The sequence below is a fragment of the Microbacterium enclense genome, assembly GCF_001456955.1.
Classification (GTDB): Bacteria; Actinomycetota; Actinomycetes; order Actinomycetales; family Microbacteriaceae; genus Microbacterium; species Microbacterium enclense.
In genome coordinates this window covers 403,801-419,590 of sequence record NZ_KQ758468.1, presented here as the reverse complement: position 1 = coordinate 419,590, position 15,790 = coordinate 403,801, and the positions used below count along the sequence as shown (strand labels likewise).

16 protein-coding genes are annotated in these 15,790 nt (G+C 70.7%); 1 reads left to right on the top strand and 15 read right to left on the bottom strand.

From position 1 onward, the window contains the following. Positions 1 to 9: 9 nt before the first annotated feature. A complete protein-coding gene (locus AS029_RS05390; protein ID WP_228375883.1) occupies positions 10 to 708 on the top strand; it encodes a trimeric intracellular cation channel family protein in 699 nt (232 codons plus the stop codon). Between the two features lie 91 nt (positions 709 to 799). Here the strand turns inward: AS029_RS05390 and AS029_RS05385 are convergent, their stop codons facing one another. The 15 genes from AS029_RS05385 to AS029_RS05315 form a co-directional block, all read right to left on the bottom strand. Next, positions 800 to 1,582, bottom strand: coding sequence for an MOSC domain-containing protein (locus AS029_RS05385; RefSeq protein ID WP_058231546.1), 783 nt, complete (start codon positions 1,580 to 1,582; stop codon positions 800 to 802). 34 nt (positions 1,583 to 1,616) lie between these two features. Next, a complete protein-coding gene (locus tag AS029_RS05380; protein WP_082642179.1) occupies positions 1,617 to 2,405 on the bottom strand; it encodes a methyltransferase domain-containing protein in 789 nt (262 codons plus the stop codon). A gap of 10 nt (positions 2,406 to 2,415) precedes the next feature. Further along, the gene (leuA, locus tag AS029_RS05375) at positions 2,416 to 4,176 is read right to left on the bottom strand and encodes a 2-isopropylmalate synthase (RefSeq protein WP_058231544.1); all 1,761 of its coding nucleotides are present in this window, start codon (positions 4,174 to 4,176) and stop codon (positions 2,416 to 2,418) included. A 150-nt stretch (positions 4,177 to 4,326) separates the two neighbouring features. After that, the gene (locus tag AS029_RS05370; protein ID WP_082642156.1) at positions 4,327 to 4,866 is read right to left on the bottom strand and encodes a GNAT family N-acetyltransferase; all 540 of its coding nucleotides are present in this window, start codon (positions 4,864 to 4,866) and stop codon (positions 4,327 to 4,329) included. A gap of 44 nt (positions 4,867 to 4,910) precedes the next feature. Then, complete coding sequence (locus AS029_RS05365) at positions 4,911 to 5,852, bottom strand: quinone oxidoreductase family protein (protein ID WP_058231542.1); 942 nt, start codon at positions 5,850 to 5,852, stop codon at positions 4,911 to 4,913. 70 nt (positions 5,853 to 5,922) lie between these two features. Next, positions 5,923 to 6,816 (bottom strand): GTPase Era, encoded by an 894-nt coding sequence (era, locus tag AS029_RS05360; RefSeq protein ID WP_058231541.1) that lies wholly within the window; start codon positions 6,814 to 6,816, stop codon positions 5,923 to 5,925. Next, positions 6,813 to 8,123: a hemolysin family protein gene (locus tag AS029_RS05355; protein WP_058231540.1), complete on the bottom strand. Its 1,311-nt coding sequence runs from the start codon at positions 8,121 to 8,123 to the stop codon at positions 6,813 to 6,815. The genes era and AS029_RS05355 overlap by 4 nt, the downstream gene beginning before the upstream one ends. After that, complete coding sequence (gene ybeY, locus AS029_RS05350) at positions 8,120 to 8,587, bottom strand: rRNA maturation RNase YbeY (RefSeq protein WP_058231539.1); 468 nt, start codon at positions 8,585 to 8,587, stop codon at positions 8,120 to 8,122. The genes AS029_RS05355 and ybeY overlap by 4 nt, the downstream gene beginning before the upstream one ends. After that, positions 8,584 to 9,609, bottom strand: coding sequence for a PhoH family protein (locus AS029_RS05345; RefSeq protein WP_228375890.1), 1,026 nt, complete (start codon positions 9,607 to 9,609; stop codon positions 8,584 to 8,586). Before AS029_RS05345 ends, ybeY begins: the two co-directional genes overlap by 4 nt. A 49-nt stretch (positions 9,610 to 9,658) precedes the next feature. Then, entirely contained in the window at positions 9,659 to 10,006 is a 348-nt protein-coding gene (locus AS029_RS05340) for an HIT domain-containing protein (RefSeq protein ID WP_058231537.1), read from the bottom strand. Positions 10,007 to 10,259: 253 nt separating this feature from the next. Beyond that, positions 10,260 to 10,994: a 16S rRNA (uracil(1498)-N(3))-methyltransferase gene (locus AS029_RS05335; protein WP_058231536.1), complete on the bottom strand. Its 735-nt coding sequence runs from the start codon at positions 10,992 to 10,994 to the stop codon at positions 10,260 to 10,262. A 2-nt stretch (positions 10,995 to 10,996) separates the two neighbouring features. Continuing rightward, entirely contained in the window at positions 10,997 to 12,115 is a 1,119-nt protein-coding gene (dnaJ, locus tag AS029_RS05330) for a molecular chaperone DnaJ (RefSeq protein ID WP_058231535.1), read from the bottom strand. 48 nt (positions 12,116 to 12,163) lie between these two features. Continuing rightward, positions 12,164 to 13,204 (bottom strand): heat-inducible transcriptional repressor HrcA, encoded by a 1,041-nt coding sequence (hrcA, locus tag AS029_RS05325; RefSeq protein WP_058231534.1) that lies wholly within the window; start codon positions 13,202 to 13,204, stop codon positions 12,164 to 12,166. Positions 13,205 to 13,918: 714 nt separating this feature from the next. Then, positions 13,919 to 15,136, bottom strand: a complete 1,218-nt coding sequence (gene hemW / locus AS029_RS05320; RefSeq protein WP_058231533.1) for a radical SAM family heme chaperone HemW — start codon at positions 15,134 to 15,136, stop codon at positions 13,919 to 13,921. Continuing rightward, on the bottom strand, positions 15,136 to 15,780 hold the full coding sequence (locus AS029_RS05315; RefSeq protein ID WP_058231532.1) for a DUF1990 family protein: 645 nt from the start codon (positions 15,778 to 15,780) through the stop codon (positions 15,136 to 15,138). The genes hemW and AS029_RS05315 overlap by 1 nt, the downstream gene beginning before the upstream one ends. Positions 15,781 to 15,790 lie beyond the last annotated feature (10 nt).

Here is a 15,790-nt window from a genome sequence, read left to right as displayed (position 1 = left end):
ATGGATGCCGTGGACACGCCGACCTTCGTCATCCCCCTGTGGGCGGATCTCACCGCCGTCGCCCTCGGCGGCGTGCAGGGCGCGCTGTTCGCCTCCGGCTTCCAGGGTCAGCGGCGCCTCGACCTGCTCGGGGTGGCGATCATCGGCATCCTGCTGGGAATGGGCGGCGGCCTCATCCGCGACCTGTTGCTGGGGCTGACCCCGGCGACGCTGCAGAGCAACTGGTACCTCATCACCGCGACCCTGGCATCCCTCGTCGGCATGCTGCTGTCGGGCATCTTCCAGCGCCTCAACCGCGCGATCGTGATGCTGGATGCCGTCGTCATCGGCCTCTTCGGCGCGTTCGGCACGTCGAAGGCCCTGGCCCTGGGCATGCCCGCGGTACCCGCCGTCTTCGTGGGCGTGCTCGCCGCAGTGGGCGGCAGCGTGCTGCGCGACGTGCTGATGGGGCTGCCGGTCGCGATCATGCACGTCGGTTCGCTCTACGCGGTGGCGGCCGGCGGCGGGTGCGCCGTGCTCGCTCTGACGGCGTCGTTCGGCGTGCCGCTTCCGATCGCGGCGGTGGTCGGGCTCGCCGTGACCACCATCGTGCGCGTGCTGGCGGTGCTGTTCGACCTGTCGCTCCCCGAGCAGCGCAAGCTCTACCGTCGCAAGGTCGCCGTCGAGACCACCGGCATCCCGATCATCCGCCCCGACGCGCCGGAGTGACCCGGCTCTTCCCGCGTGAGTCGCCAATATTCGTCGCTTGAGCGCCTGTGGAAGCGACAAACATCGGCGACTCGCGCGGGGCTATGCGGGCTCAGCCGAGCGGAGCGACCTCGTCGCCGACGCGGATCGTGCCGCCGCCGTCGGCCGGGAGGAGCAGGATGCCGAGGGTCGGCTCGTCCTGGCCGAACGCGGTCGTGAGCACGCGCAGCAGCCGCGCATCGCGGACGCCCGTATCGGGGTTGGCGGTGATCGCGGCGCATCGCTCGATGGGCTTCTGCACCTCGAACTCCACCTCGCCGATCCGCACGCGTCCGCGCCAGTCGAGCTCGGCCCACGGCGCGGTGCCGTTCACCACGATGTTCGAGCGGAAGCGGCGATCGTCGACGGGCGCGGGCACCGCGGCATCCAGTGCGTCGACCGAGGCCGCGCCGTGCAGTGAGATGAAACCGCGCGGCCGGTCCTGGAAACGCGCTGTCACGCCGTCGCCGATGAGACCGAGGGGCAGGATGCCGTCGGCGTCGAGGAGCTTCGCGTCGCTGGTCGTGCGCAGGTACGCCGTGACGGCGTCGGAGAGGCGTGCGCGGCCGGACTCGCTCAGGTCGGCGGTGACGTCGATGTCGTCGACGCGGAGGCGAAGCGTCCCCGCCGTGTCGTCGAAGGTCAGGTCGATACGCGCGAGCGTCGGAAAGGTCATCAGCGCGAGCCCGCGGCTCTTCGGGTAGGTGGCATCCTCGGGTTCGAGGGCGTCGGCGAAACGGAACACGAGCGCGCGGTCGCCCTGCACGCGACCGTCGGACTGGATGACGAGACTCTCACGCCTCTCGGGCGTGAAGCCCTTCACGGGGTAACGGAAGAGGGCGTCGACGCGGATCACGGCTTCATCCTCGCATCGACGCCCTCGCGCGCCCTTATCTACGGGCGAGCACCTCGCCGTGGGGCAACAGGATCCAGCCGTCGGGGTCTGCGGCCCACTCGCGCCATGCGTCGGAGATGCGCTGCAGCAGCGCATCGTCGGCGAGACCGAGCCGCTTCGCGTGTCCGGCGAACGCCGACGCCAACACTCGGTCGGCCCACATGCCGCCCCACCACGCCCGCTTCTCAGCGGTGTCGAAGAGCCACACGCTCGCGCTCGCCTCGATGCGCGAGAATCCCGCCTCGCGCGTCCAGGCCTTCAGCAGGCGACCCGCATTCGGCTCGCCCGAGATTCCCCGGTGCACCGCGTCGTACAAGACGATCCACTCGTCGAGCGCCGGGATCCTCGGATGCCAGATCACCCCGCCGTAGTCCACGTCGCGCACCGCGACGAGCCCCTCGGGCCCGGCGACCCGTCCGAACTCGCGCAACGCATCGACCGGACGAGCCAGGTGCTGCAGCGTCTGGTGGGCGTGCACGATGTCGAACGAGGCGTCCGGCGCGTCGAGGGCGTAGGCGTCGTCGACGCGGAACGTCACGTTGGTGCGGTCGCCGACCACGGCGCGGGCGACCTCCACGACGTCGGGGGCGGCATCCACCCCGACGACCTCCCCCGGGAAGACCCGATCGGCGAGGTCGACGGTGATGGAGCCGGGGCCGGCGCCCACATCGAGGATGCGGGCGCCGGCCGACAGCGAAGACACCAGGTACGCCGCCGAATCGGCGACGGTGCGCGCGGCGTGGGAACGCAGCACGCTTTCGTGGTGTCCGTGGGCGTAAGCCACGGCGATGTCCTCAGACGGCGGCGAAAGTGCCGGCGGTCTGACGGGTGCGGATGGCGCGGTTGACGCCCGACACGATGGCCTTCAGCGACGCCGTCGAGATGTCGTTGTCGATGCCGACGCCCCACAGGCGCTGATCGTCGACCTGCAACTCAACGTAGGCCGCGGCCTGCGCGTCGCCGCCCGAGCTGAGGGCGTGCTCGACGTAGTCGTACAGCGTCACGTCGAAGCCCTGCGACCGGACGATCTCGAGGAACGCGGCCACGGGCCCGTTGCCCACGGCCGAGGCCGGGTGCACCGACTCGCCGTCGCGCAGCGAGACGTCGAGGTGCACGTCGCCCGACATGTCGCTCGACGAACGCGTCGAGAGCAGTTCGAAGCGGCCCCAGCGCTGGTCGTCGTCTTTCGACGGCAGGTACTCGTCGGTGAAGATGTCCCAGATCTGGCTGCTCGAGACCTCGCCGCCCTCGGCGTCGGTGCGGGTCTGCACGACACCCGAGAACTCGATCTGGAGCTTGCGTGGCAGATCGATCGCGTGGTCGGCCTTCAGCAGGTAGGCGACGCCGCCCTTGCCCGACTGCGAGTTGACGCGGATGACCGCCTCGTACGAACGGCCCAGGTCTTTCGGGTCGATCGGCAGGTACGGCACCGCCCACTCGATGTCGTCGATGCTCTTGCCCTCGGCCTGCGCACGGGCCTCCATCGCCTCGAAGCCCTTCTTGATGGCATCCTGATGCGAACCGCTGAACGCGGTGAAGACCAGGTCGCCGGCCCACGGGCTGCGCTCGGGCACGGGCAGCTGGTTGCAGTACTCGACCGTGCGCTTGACCTGGTCGATGTCGCTGAAGTCGATCTGCGGGTCGATGCCCTGGGTCAGCAGGTTGATGCCCAGCGCGACGAGATCGACGTTGCCGGTGCGCTCGCCGTTGCCGAACAGGCACCCCTCGATGCGGTCGGCGCCGGCCATGTAGCCCAGCTCCGCCGCGGCCACGGCGGTGCCGCGGTCGTTGTGCGGGTGCAGCGACAAAATGACGTTCTCGCGGTGGTTCAGGTGACGCGACATCCACTCGATCGAGTCGGCGTAGACGTTGGGCGTCGCCATCTCGACGGTGGCGGGGAGGTTCAGGATGACCTTGCGCTCGGGCGTCGGCTGGAAGACCTCGAGCACCTCGTTGCAGATGCGCAGCGCGAACTCCAGCTCGGTGCCGGTGTAGCTCTCGGGCGAGTACTCGTAGTAGACCTCGGTCTGCGGGATCGTCGCCTCGTACTGCTTGCACAGGCGCGCCCCCTCGAGGGCGATGTCGACGATGCCCTGCTGGTCGGTGCGGAAGACGACCTCGCGCTGCAGCACGCTCGTCGAGTTGTAGAGGTGCACGATCGCCTGCTTCGCGCCGGCGATGGCCTCGTACGTGCGGGCGATCAGGTGCTCGCGCGCCTGCGTCAGCACCTGGATGGTGACGTCGTCGGGGATCAGGTTCTCGTCGATGAGCTGGCGGACGAAGTCGAAATCGGTCTGACTCGCGCTCGGGAACCCGACCTCGATCTCCTTGTAGCCCATCTTCACGAGCAGGTCGAACATGACGCGCTTGCGCTCGGGGCTCATCGGGTCGATGAGGGCCTGGTTGCCGTCGCGCAGGTCGACGGCGCACCAGCGCGGCGCCACCTCGATGCGCTTCGACGGCCACGTGCGGTCGGGCAGGTCGACCCGGATCTGCTCGTGGAAAGGACGGTACTTGTGCACCGGAGCGGACGTGGGCTTCTGGGTGTTCTTCATGATGTGTCGCTTCTTTTGATTCGTTCGGTGGGGCCGACGACGATCTCCGCGACGAGGAAGGCCCTTAGATCGAGGACTCGTCGCGGCAGCTAAGAAGAAGCAGGCCACCGAAGCGCATCCTGCGATCGTAGCAGTGTCGCGGCCGACGGTTCACGCCCGCGGCGTCCACTCCCGTGACAGGAGCGCGTAGACCAGCTCGTCGCTCCAGCGTCCCTTGAACCACGCGTTCTCGACGTGGTGGGCCTCGCGGCGCATGCCGACCCGCTCGGCGAGGGCGAGGGAGCGGGCGTTCTCGGCGTCGATCCGCGCCGTCAATCGGCGGAGGCCGTAGACGCCGAAGGCCGTGTCGATGAGTGCCCGTACCGCCTCGGTGGCCAGGCCCTGGCCGGCGACCGCGGGGCTGACGACCCACCCGATCTCAGCGGAGCCGGCCTGGGGGTCGAGATGGAAGAGAACGAGGTCGCCGACCACCCGCCCGTCGCTCACCCGCTCGATCACGAGGATGAGCCCCGCGCGCTCCCCCTCGAGCGACGTGCGCCCGAAGAGCTGGCCGATGCGGCCGCGGATGTCGTCCGGCGTCTGCGGCTCGAACGGCAGATAGCGGCACACCTCGGCGTCGCCGCGGTAGGCGGCCATGGCGTCGAGATCGCGCTCCTCGAACGGGCGCAAACGCAGCCGATCGCGCGTCACCTCAAGAGCCCGGGGCGCCGGTGGAAGGACGAACGGCGACTCGCTCACGGCAGCAGCGCCACTTTGCCGCCGGGGTGCCCGTCCATCACGAACCGCACGGCCGCGACCGCGTCGGCGAGCGGATAAGTGCGCGCGACCGGCACCTCGAGAGCACCGGACGCCGCGAGCTCGAGCACCCGCGCGCGGGCGATGTCGCGGAACCGTGCACTCTCGGGACGGGCGCCGGCGATCCACAGGAAGCCGTCGGCCTTCGCCCGGTCGGGGCTGACGATGGTCACGATGCGGTCGCGCTCTCCGACGAGCGCGAGCGAGACGTCGATGGCCTCGTCGGTGCCCGCCGCGTCCCACGCCGCCGCGATGGGCGCGCCCTTGGCCGCCTCTTCGACGCGCGCACGGAGCCCGTCGCCGTAGGCCACCGGGATGCCTCCATAGCGACGCACGCGCTCGGCCGAGGCCTCGGCATCCGGGCCCACCGTGCCGATCACGCGCACACCGAGCTCGCGCGCCTGCTGGAGCAGGCTCACCCCGACGGCGCCGGAGGCGGCGTGCAGCAGGACGGTCTCGCCCCTCTCGACACGCGTCACCTGGATCATCTCGGCAGCGGTCGTGCCGGCGAGCAGCAGATTCGCCGCCTCGGGGTGCGTGAGGTTCGCAGGCTTGGCGAAGACGTCGCGGGCGGCCACCGTCAGCTCGGTCGCATAAGCGCCCTGCACGCGGAACGCCACGACCTCGGCTCCGACCCGGAGGTCGCCCGAGCCGCCGACCGCATCGGGGCCGACGGCGGTGATCTCGCCCGACAGCTCGTAGCCGATCGGCACGGGGAAGTTCGCGCCGGGGCGAGCGACGTGTTTGGCGTCGGCGGGGTTGACGCCCGCCGCGCGGATGCGCACGGTCACCTCGCCCGGGCCGGGAGGCGCGACCTCGACCTCGTCGAAGCGCCAGTCCTCGATCGGGCCCGGAGCGGGGGCCGTCCACCTCATCGCCATGGTCACGCCTTTCGTTTCGGGTCGTCGGCGCCGAGCGTAGCCCCGCGTCGGGAGAGTCGGGTGGGGCTGGTCAGAAGCCGAGACGCCCCAGCTGCTTCGGGTCGCGCTGCCATTCCTTCGCCACGCGCACGTGCAGCGAGAGGTACACCCGACCGCCCACGAGCGGCTCGATACCGGCGCGCGCCCGCGCGCCCACGTCGGCCAGGCGGGAGCCCTTCTTGCCGATGATGATGGCCTTCTGGCTGTCGCGTTCGACGACGATGTTCGCCCACACATCGGTCAGGTCGCTGTCTTCGCGGGGTGCGACGTCGTCGACGGTCACGGCGATGGAGTGCGGCAGCTCGTCGCGCACGCCGTGCAGCGCGGCCTCGCGGATGATCTCGGCGATGCGATCCTCGACCGTCTCGTCGGTCACGACGTCGTCTTCGTACAGCGCGGGACCCACCGGCATGAGCGCGAGCAGTTCGTCGCTCAGCACGTCGAGCTGATCGTTGGTGACGGCCGAGAGCGGGATGACCGCCGCCCAGTCCTCGCGCAGCGCGTCGACCTCGACGAGGCGCTCGGTGACCTGGTCGCGCGTGGCGGCGTCGGTCTTGGTGACCAAAGCGACCTTCTTGGCGCGCGGATAGCCCGAGAGCGACTCGGCGATGCGGCGGTCGCCGGGACCGACCTTCTCGGTCGCCGGGGCGCAGAACGCGATCACGTCGACATCGCCCAGCACCTGCTCGACGAGGTCGTTGAGGCGCTGACCGAGCAGGGTACGCGGGCGATGGATGCCGGGGGTGTCGACGACGACGAGCTGTCCGCCGGGCCGGTTGACGATCCCGCGGATGGCCCGGCGGGTCGTCTGCGGCTTCTCGCTCGTGATGGCGACCTTCTCGCCGACGAGGGCGTTGGTCAGCGTCGACTTGCCGACGTTCGGTCGGCCCACGAAGGTCACGAAGCCGGATCGGGTGTCGCTCATCTGTCGTTCCTCTCACGCGCCGGGGCAGCGGCCTCGGCGTCTTCGTCTGCGGGGATCTCGGCGCGTTCCACGATGACCGTCGCGATGCCGCGGTTGCGACCGCGCGAGGCGCCGCCGGTGAGCACGAGACCGGAGTGCTCGGCCGTGGCCCCGGGCTGGGGGATGCGGCCGAGCGCCTTGCCGAGCAGCCCGCCGACCGAGTCGACGTCTTCGTCGTCGAGTTCGAGGCCGAACAGGTCGCCCACCTCGTCGAGGCTCAGCCGGGCATTGACCCGGTAGCGCCCGTCGCCCAGCTCGACAACCTCGGTCGAGGGCGCGTCGTACTCGTCGGCGATCTCGCCCACGAGTTCTTCGATGAGGTCCTCCATCGTGACCAGGCCCGCCACGCCGCCGTACTCGTCGACGACGAGGCATACGTGCACGGCATCCTTCTTCATCTGCTGCAGCAGGGTCTCGGCCTTCATCGACTCGGGCACGAAGACCGCCGGACGGGCGATGCGGCGGATGGGGGCATCGCGCCAGCCCGCCTCGTCGCGGAAGCCGTATTGGACGAGGTCTTTCAGGTACAGCATGCCGACGATGTCGTCGGCCTCGTCGTCGGCCAGCGGAACGCGCGAGACGCCCTTCTCGAGGAACAGCGACAGGGCCTCGCGGGAGGTGGCCGCGGCATCCACGCTCACCATGTCGGTGCGCGGCACCATGACCTCGCGCACGTACCGGTCGGTGAAGTCGAAGACGGAGTGGATCAGCTCGCGGTCGTCTTCTTCGATGAGCTCGTTCTCGGCGGCCTCGTCGATGATGCTGAGCAGCTGCTCCTCCGACGCGAACGACGTCGAGTGCGAGACGCCGGGGGTGACGCGATTGCCGACGGCGACGAGGCCGTGCGCGAGCGGGCCGAGCAGGATGCGCATGCCGCGCACGATCGGCGCACCGCCGGTGAGCAGGCCGCGCGCGTGCTGGCGGCCCACCGAGCGGGGGCTGGCGCCGACGGCGACGAACGAGATGCCGGTCATCAGCACGGCCGCGGCGACCACCGCGAGCAGGATGTTGTCGAACATCAGCATGAACGCCGCCGCCACGAGGACCGCGGCCGTCGTCTCGGAGAGCACGCGGATGAACGACACCGCCGTGATGTGCGCGTTCGTGTCGTCGGCGATGCGGTGCAGCGCCCGGGCGTTGCGGCCCGCGACGCCGAGGTCGAGCAGATCGGCTCGGGAGGTGACCCCGAGTGCTGCCTCAAACGCCGCCATCAGGCCGCCGAAGGCGACGAGCAGGAAGGCGACGACGAGGAGCAGCGCCTCGGTCATGCGCGACGCTGGCGCTCGACGGCCTGGAAGCCGGCGATCAGTTCGCGCTGCAGCCCGAACATCTCGCGCTCCTCGTCGGGCTCGGCGTGGTCGAAACCGAGCAGGTGCAGCAGACCGTGGGTCGTGAGGAGGATGAGCTCGTCTTGCGTGGAGTGCTTCGCGGCGACGGCCTGGGTCTCGGCCACGGCGGGGCAGAGCACGATGTCTCCGAGCAGGCCCGCGGGCGTCGGCGCGTCTTCGGAGCCGGGACGCAGCTCGTCCATGGGGAAGCTGAGCACATCGGTGGGACCGGGCTCGTCCATCCACTGCACGTGGAGCGACTCCATGGCGCCCTCGTCGACGAGCACGATGGCGACGTCGGCGTCGGCGCTGACGTGCAGCTCGGCCAGGTTGTACTCCATCAGACGCAGTAGCACCTGCTCGTCGATCTGGTGGTCGGATTCGTTGTTGATCTCGATCGTCATGAGCGGCTTCGTCTCGGGAGGTGATCGCGGGGACCGGCGGCGCTCTGGCCGCGTCGCTCCGCACGGGTGGCGAATTCGGAGGCTTCGTCGCGCTCGCGACGAGCGGCGAGGCGCTTCTCGTCGTACTCGCTGTAGGCGTCGACGATGCGGCCGACGAGCGAGTGGCGTACGACGTCGTCGCTGGTCAGGCGCGAGAAGTGGATGTCGTCGATGTCGCTCAGCACCCGGGTGACGAGCCGCAGGCCCGAGGCGCCCTGGGGCAGGTCGACCTGGGTGATGTCGCCGGTCACGACCATGCGCGTGCCGAACCCGAGGCGGGTGAGGAACATCTTCATCTGCTCGGGCGTCGTGTTCTGCGCTTCGTCGAGCACGACGAAGGAGTCGTTGAGCGTGCGTCCGCGCATGTACGCCAGCGGCGCGACCTCGATCGTGCCCGTGGCCATGAGCTTGGGGACGATGTCGGGGTCCATCATCTCGTTGAGCGCGTCGTAGAGCGGCCGCAGATACGGGTCGATCTTGTCGGTGAGGGTGCCGGGGAGGAACCCGAGCCGCTCGCCCGCCTCGACCGCGGGGCGCGTGAGGATGATGCGGTTGACCTCTTTGCGCTGCAGCGCCTGCACGGCCTTCGCCATGGCGAGGTAGGTCTTGCCGGTACCGGCGGGACCGATGCCGAACACGATGGTGTTCTCATCGATCGCGTCGACGTACTCTTTCTGACCCGCGGTCTTGGGGCGGATGACCTTACCGCGCGACGACAGGATCGCCTCGCCCATGACTTCGGACGGGCGGGGGCCGCCGTCGGAGCGCAGCATGCGATTGGAGCTCGACACGTCGGACGGGTCGAGACCCTGACCGGAACGGGTCATCGACAGCAGTTCGTCGACGAGGCCACGGGCCGCTCGAACGGCGTCGGGCGCTCCCGACAGGGTGATCTCGTTGCCCCGTACGTGCACGTCGACATCGGGATGCTCCTTCTCGACGACGCGGAGCAGGCGGTCCTGCGGGCCGAGCAGTTGCACCATGGCCACGCCGTCGACCTCGATGCGGTCGGAGACGGTCTCTTCGGGGGAATCAGCCACCCAGGCTCTTTTCGTTCAGGCCACCCGCGAGGACGTGGGCGTGCACGTGGAAGACGGTCTGACCGGCGCCCTCGCCGGTGTTGAAGATCAGGCGGAAGTCGCCGTCGGCATGCTCGGCCGCGACGGCGTTGGCGAGACCGATGACCTCGGTGAGCAGGTCGGGATCGCCCGCGGCCAGCTCGACGACGTTGCGGTAGTGCGACGTCTTGGGGATGACGAGCAGGTGCACCGGCGCCTGCGGTGCGATGTCGCGGATCGCGAAGGCGTTCTCGGTCTCGGCGACGATCTCGGCGGGGATCTCGCCCTGCAGGATGCGCTTGAAGATCGACGGTTCGCTCATGGCATCCAGTCTAGTGAGGGCCTCCGACACCCGGGGCGGGTGCGCACGCGCGGCGGCAGGCAGGGGCGAGGGGTGCCGGCTGCATCTCTCGGTTCGGGGCGGCTTTCGTCGTTCGGGGCAGGATTCGCCCGCCCCGAGGCGCAGATTCCGCCCCGAACCCGAAAAAGGTCTTCGCTCGGCGATCCGCAGACGCGCCGACGGGTCGCGCCGACCCCCGAGCCGCTTCCTCCCGGAGCGCGTGGAGCCGTGCGCGTTACCAGCGCCCGTACGCCGCCGACAGCACCGAGAGAGCCGCAGCGCCCGCGGTGGAGGTGCGCAGCACCGTGTCGCCGAGGCGCACGAGCCGGGCGCCCGCGTCGGCCAGCGCCGACAGCTCGTCCGGCGCGATGCCGCCTTCGGGTCCGACGACCAGCACCACGTCGCGCCCGTCCGACGGGTCGGTCGCGACGGCGGTCAGGCGAGCGGATGCCGAGGGCTCCAGCACGAGCACGAGGGCGGTCTGCGCGAGGGAGACCAGGTCTGCCGTGCGGGCGACACCCTCGACCTCGGGGATCCAGGCGCGGTGCGCTTGCTTCGCTGCCTCGCGCACGATCGTCTGCCAGCGGGCGATCCCCTTCTCGGCCTTGGCATCCCAGCGCGAGACGCTGCGCGCCGCCTGCCACGGCACGATCGCGTCGACGCCGAGCTCGGTCGCCGCTTGCACGGCGAGCTCGTCGCGATCGCCCTTCGCCAGGGCCTGCACGAGCACGAAGCGCGGCGACGGGGTCGGGCGCTCGTCGCGCGCCGTCACGACGACCTCGACCTGCTTCGGGCCGGCCGCGCTCACCGTACCGTCGAGCCAGACGCCGCGACCGTCGCCGAGCGTCACCGCCTCGTCGACTCGCACGCGCCGCACGGCCGCGGCGTGATGCGCCTCGGAGCCGGTGAGCACGACGACGTCGCCCGGCTGCGCGGTGCCGGCGTCGTCGGTGACGAAGTGCAGCGCCACGGTCAGTGCCGGAAGCGGTCGCGGAACTTGCTGAACATGCCCTGCTGGTGTTCGGCGAGACGCGGCTTGGGCGCCTTCGTGCGCTTGGCGAACTCCTCGATGAGGGCGCGCTCCTTGTGATCGAGACGCGTGGGCGTGACCACGTGTACACCGACCTTCAGGTCGCCGCGCTGGCTGCCGCGCAGCGGCGTGATACCGCGGCCCTTGATGGTCAGCACGTCGCCGGACTGCACGCCGGGACGCACCTCGAGGTCGACGCTGCCGTCGAGCGACTGGATGGTCGTGGTGGCGCCGAGGATGGCATCCGGCATCGAGACCTCGAGGGTCGCGACGAGGTCGTCTCCCTCGCGGCTGAACGCGTCGTGCGCCTCGACGGTGATCTCGAGGTACAGGTCGCCGTTGGGGCCGCCGGCGGGTCCGACCTCACCCGAGCCGGGCAGCTGCAGGCGCAGCCCCGACTCGACGCCGGCGGGGATGTCGACCGACACCGTGCGGCGGGCGCGTACGCGGCCCTGCCCCTGGCAGGTGCCGCAGGGGTACGGGATGGTCGTGCCGTGACCCTGGCAGACGGTGCAGGGGGCGCTGGTGACGACGTTGCCGAGGAGGCTGCGCACGGTGCGCTGCACGTGACCGGAGCCGTGGCAGATGTCGCAGGTGACCTCGCTCGTGCCGGGCTGGGTGCACGCCCCCTGGCAGGTCTCGCACAGCACGGCCGTGTCGACCTCGAGATCGCGGTGCGTGCCGAACACGACGTCACCGAGCTGCAGGGTGACGCGCACGAGGGCGTCCTGTCCGCGCTCCCGACGCGACCGCGGACGCGGGCCGCGACCTCCGCCGCCCTGGGCGCCGCCGAAGAACGTCTCGAAGATGTCGCTGAAGCCGCCGAAGCCGCCCGCTCCCCCGCCGAAGGGGCTCTGATCGCCACCCATGTCGTAGCGGCGTCGCTGCTCGGGATCGCTGAGCACGTCGTAGGCGTGCGTGACGAGCTTGAAGCGCTCGGACGCGTCGTCGCCGGGGTTCACGTCGGGGTGCAGTTGGCGCGCCAGGCGTCGGTACGCCTTCTTGATGTCTTCCGGGCTGGCGTCGCGTTCGACGCCCAGGACCTCGTAGTGGTCAGCCACAATCGCCTTCCTGCCCGCTCGCGCGGGGTCGTTCGGGTGTGATGCTCGTCAGCGTGCGCTGTCGTCGTCTTCGAGCATGCGGGTCAGATAGTGCGCGACGGCGCGGACCGCCGCGAGATTCGAGGAGTAGTCCATGCGCATCGGGCCGAGCAGGCCCACGCGGGCACCGCCGGTCGACCCGTCGTACCGGCTGGCGAGCACGGAGGCTTCGACCAGACCGAAAGGTTCGTTCTCGCGGCCGATGCTCGCCGACAATCCCTTCTCGTCGGCCACCATCTCGCTCATGAGCCGCAGCAGGGTGACCTGCTCTTCGATGGCCTCGAGCAGGGGATAGATGCTGCCGCGGAAGTCTTGCTCGCGCTTGGCGAGCGTCGCCGCCCCCGCCATGACGAGGCGGTCTTGACGGAACTCTTCGAGCTCCTCGCCCACGATGCGCAGCACGGCGTCGGCGATGGCGTCGAGCGCGACGCCCGGCCGCGGTCCGTCGGCGAGCGCGTCGGCCACCCGCTGCACGCAGTCGGCGACGCTGCGCCCCACCAGCACGGCGCCCACGCGGGCGCGGAGCTGGACGATATCGGCTTCGGTCGGCTCGGCGGGCACGAGGGCGATGCGCTGCGAGACCCGGCCGGTATCGGTGACCAGGATGACGAGCACACGGGGCCCACCGAGGGCGACGAGCTCGACGTGGGTGAGGTTGGCGCGTGCGAACGACGGGTACTGCACGATCGCGACCTGGCCGGTCAGCTGCGTGAGGGCGCGGACGGTGCGGGCGAGGAGGTCGTCGAGATCGCCGGCTTCGTCGAGGAACGAGGTGATGGCGCTGCGCTGCGCGCTCGAGAGAGGGCGGAGCTCGGCGAGGTGGTCGACGAAGACGCGATAGCCCTTGTCGGTGGGCACGCGCCCCGACGAGGTGTGCGGGGCGACGATGAGCTCTTCGTCTTCGAGCAGCGCCATGTCGTTGCGGATGGTCGCGGCAGACACCCCGAAGGCGTGCCGGTCGACGATGGCCTTGCTGCCGACGGGCTCGCGCGTGTCGACGTAGTCCTGCACGATCGCGCGGAGCACCTGAAGGCCGCGTTCCGACACCATGCGCTGCTCCTCCCGTTTGGCACTCGGCTCGATTGAGTGCCAATTCTACGCGATGGGTGCGACACCGCGTCGGGGGCTCGCTGTGCGCTCTCTCCCCCTCGGCGGCGGGCGGGCGCGGGTTCTGGGTGCGGCCGCGGGGCGGGGGCTTCGCGAGGGACGCCGCGCTCGGCGTGGCGCGTGCGCGAAACGCCTCGACGCGGAGGAAACGCCGCGCTCGGCGCGGCGCTTCCACGAGAAACGCCCTGCCGCGGAGGAAACGGCGCGACGAGGCGTTTCGTCCGCGCGATGCCGTTTCTCGGCGTCCGTCTGAGCGTGTTGCCGCCGGCGACTGCACGCGCGGCCGCCCCGCCTGAAGAAGCCGCACCCCGGACATGTGCTCTCGCGAGAAACGCCCTGCCGAGCGCGGCGCTTCCGCGAGAAACGCCTTGCCGCGGAGGAAACGGCGCGACGAGGCGTTTCGTCCGCGCGATGCCGTTTCTCGGCGTCCGTCTGAGCGTGTTGCCGCCGGCGACTGCGCGCGCGGCCGCCCCGCCTGAAGAAGCCGCACCCCGGACATGTGCTCTCGCGAGAAACGCCCTGCCGAGCGCGGCGCTTCCGCGAGAAACGCCTTGACGCGGAGGAAACGGCGCGACGAGGCGTTTCATCCGCGCGATGCCGTTTCTCGGCGACCCGCCGGCGCCCGCGACGCCGACGCCACCGGACCGCGCGAACGTTCTACTCCGTGAGCGCCCGCACCACGGCATCCGCCAGCAGGCGTCCGCGGCGCGTGAGCACGATGCGCCCGCGCACGGCATCCGCCCCATCTACGAGCCCGTCGGCGATGAGGGATGCCACGGCCTTGCGCCCCTCGCCCAGGATCTCCGACACCGCCAGGCCTTCGCGGATCCGGCTGCGCAACAGCACCGACTCGAGGCGACGCGCCGTCTCGTCGGGCCGTTCGCGCGCGGCGGCGGGCGATTCACCCGCCGCGAGTCGCTGGGCGTATGCGGCGGGGTGCTTGACGTTCCACCAGCGGAGCCCTGCGACGTGGCTGTGGGCGCCGGGGCCGAAGCCCCACCAGTCGGTTCCCCGCCAGTACGCGAGGTTGTGTCGCGAGCGGTGCGTCGCGCCCCGCGACCAGTTCGACACCTCGTACCAGTCGTACCCGGCGGCGGCTAGCAGATCGTCGGCCAGCTCGTACATGTCGGCCTGCAGGTCGTCGGAGGGCTGCGCCACGGCACCCGAGCGGATCTGCCGGGCGAGCTTCGTGCCGTCTTCGACGATCAGCGCGTACGCCGAGATGTGGTCGGGATCGAGCTGGGTCGCCGCCTCGAGCGACGCGCGCCAGTCGTCGAGGGACTCCCCCGGTGCGCCGTAGATGAGGTCGAGCGAGACGTCGAGGCCCGCCCGGCGCGCGGCGGCGACGGCGGTCGCGACATTGGCGGGGTCGTGCGTGCGATCCAGCGCGGCGAGCACGTGCGGCCGGGCCGACTGCATGCCGATCGACACGCGGGTCACCCCGGCCGCGGCGAGCGTCGCCATGACCGCGTCGTCGACGGTGTCGGGGTTGGCCTCGACCGTGACCTCCGCGCCGTCGGTAATGCCGAACTCGGTACGCACGGCATCCAGCATCTTCGCCAGGTCACCGGGCGGCAGCAGCGTGGGCGTCCCACCCCCGAAGAAGACGGTGGATGCCGAGCGCCGACCGCCCGCGGCATCCATGACCGCGCCCGCCATGCGCACCTCGGCGACAAGCGTGTCGGCGAAGTCGTCTTGCCGCGCGCCGCGCAGTTCGCTCGCGGTGTAGGTGTTGAAGTCGCAGTAGCCGCACCGCACCCGGCAGAACGGGACGTGCAGGTAGACACCGAAATCGGCGGCGACGTCGATCGGCAGGTCGCCCGGGAGGCGGCCGTCGGCGGGGGCGGGATCCCCGAGGGGAAGGGGCCCGCCCATCAGGAGGTGTACAGCGGCGAGATCGCGCGCAAATACCGCGCGAACAGCGCCTTGCGGCGTCGGCGCACGCGGCTGGTGAAGAGCTTGTACGTGGGCGCGGTCGGACGATCGAACGCGCGCACGACGAACCAGACCTCGTCGGTGTCGCGCCATTCGAGCGAGAACAGCTCTTCGCCGCTGACGATCGAGTGACCGACGGTACCGAGGATGAAGCCCACGCGGCGGGGCTCTTCGAAGACGGAGATGACCCGCAGCTCGGCGTCGGCGCGGTGACCGTCGACCTTGCCGTGCAGCCGCACGCCCGTGCCGGGGCTGACGAACGGGGTGCCGTCGGCGGCGAAGCGCTGCTCGGCCTCGAGGCGGCTCGGGGCGACGGGTGCGCCCTCGGCGTCGAAACCGACGCCCGCGTAGCCCTCGCCGGACGCCGGACGCACGTCGGTGATGCTGAGCTCCTCGACGCGCAGCGGCGCCCACGACAGCAACAGTTCGCTGGCCGCGGCGAAGCGGTCCTCGCCGCTGCCGATGCGCCAGGCGTCTTCGGCGGGCACGGAATGCTCCGGCGGATACTGCATCAGGTCGGGCGCCTGTGTCGCACCGACCGCCGCATAGTCGACCGTGTCATCGGTGAAGTTCTGCCGTCGCATGGTCCACCCC

What these genes read in the sequence shown, in the direction of transcription:
- leuA (WP_058231544.1), bottom strand. Translation starts at nt 4,176, where the DNA reads ATGAAGAACACCCAGAAGCCCACGTCCGCTCCGGTGCACAAGTACCGT.
- AS029_RS05365 (WP_058231542.1), bottom strand. Translation starts at nt 5,852, where the DNA reads ATGGCGATGAGGTGGACGGCCCCCGCTCCGGGCCCGATCGAGGACTGG.
- era (WP_058231541.1), bottom strand. Translation starts at nt 6,816, where the DNA reads ATGAGCGACACCCGATCCGGCTTCGTGACCTTCGTGGGCCGACCGAAC.
- AS029_RS05355 (WP_058231540.1), bottom strand. Translation starts at nt 8,123, where the DNA reads ATGACCGAGGCGCTGCTCCTCGTCGTCGCCTTCCTGCTCGTCGCCTTC.
- ybeY (WP_058231539.1), bottom strand. Translation starts at nt 8,587, where the DNA reads ATGACGATCGAGATCAACAACGAATCCGACCACCAGATCGACGAGCAG.
- AS029_RS05345 (WP_228375890.1), bottom strand. Translation starts at nt 9,609, where the DNA reads ATGGTGCAACTGCTCGGCCCGCAGGACCGCCTGCTCCGCGTCGTCGAG.
- AS029_RS05340 (WP_058231537.1), bottom strand. Translation starts at nt 10,006, where the DNA reads ATGAGCGAACCGTCGATCTTCAAGCGCATCCTGCAGGGCGAGATCCCC.
- hrcA (WP_058231534.1), bottom strand. Translation starts at nt 13,204, where the DNA reads ATGGTGTCGGAACGCGGCCTTCAGGTGCTCCGCGCGATCGTGCAGGAC.
- hemW (WP_058231533.1), bottom strand. Translation starts at nt 15,136, where the DNA reads ATGGGCGGGCCCCTTCCCCTCGGGGATCCCGCCCCCGCCGACGGCCGC.
- AS029_RS05315 (WP_058231532.1), bottom strand. Translation starts at nt 15,780, where the DNA reads ATGCGACGGCAGAACTTCACCGATGACACGGTCGACTATGCGGCGGTC.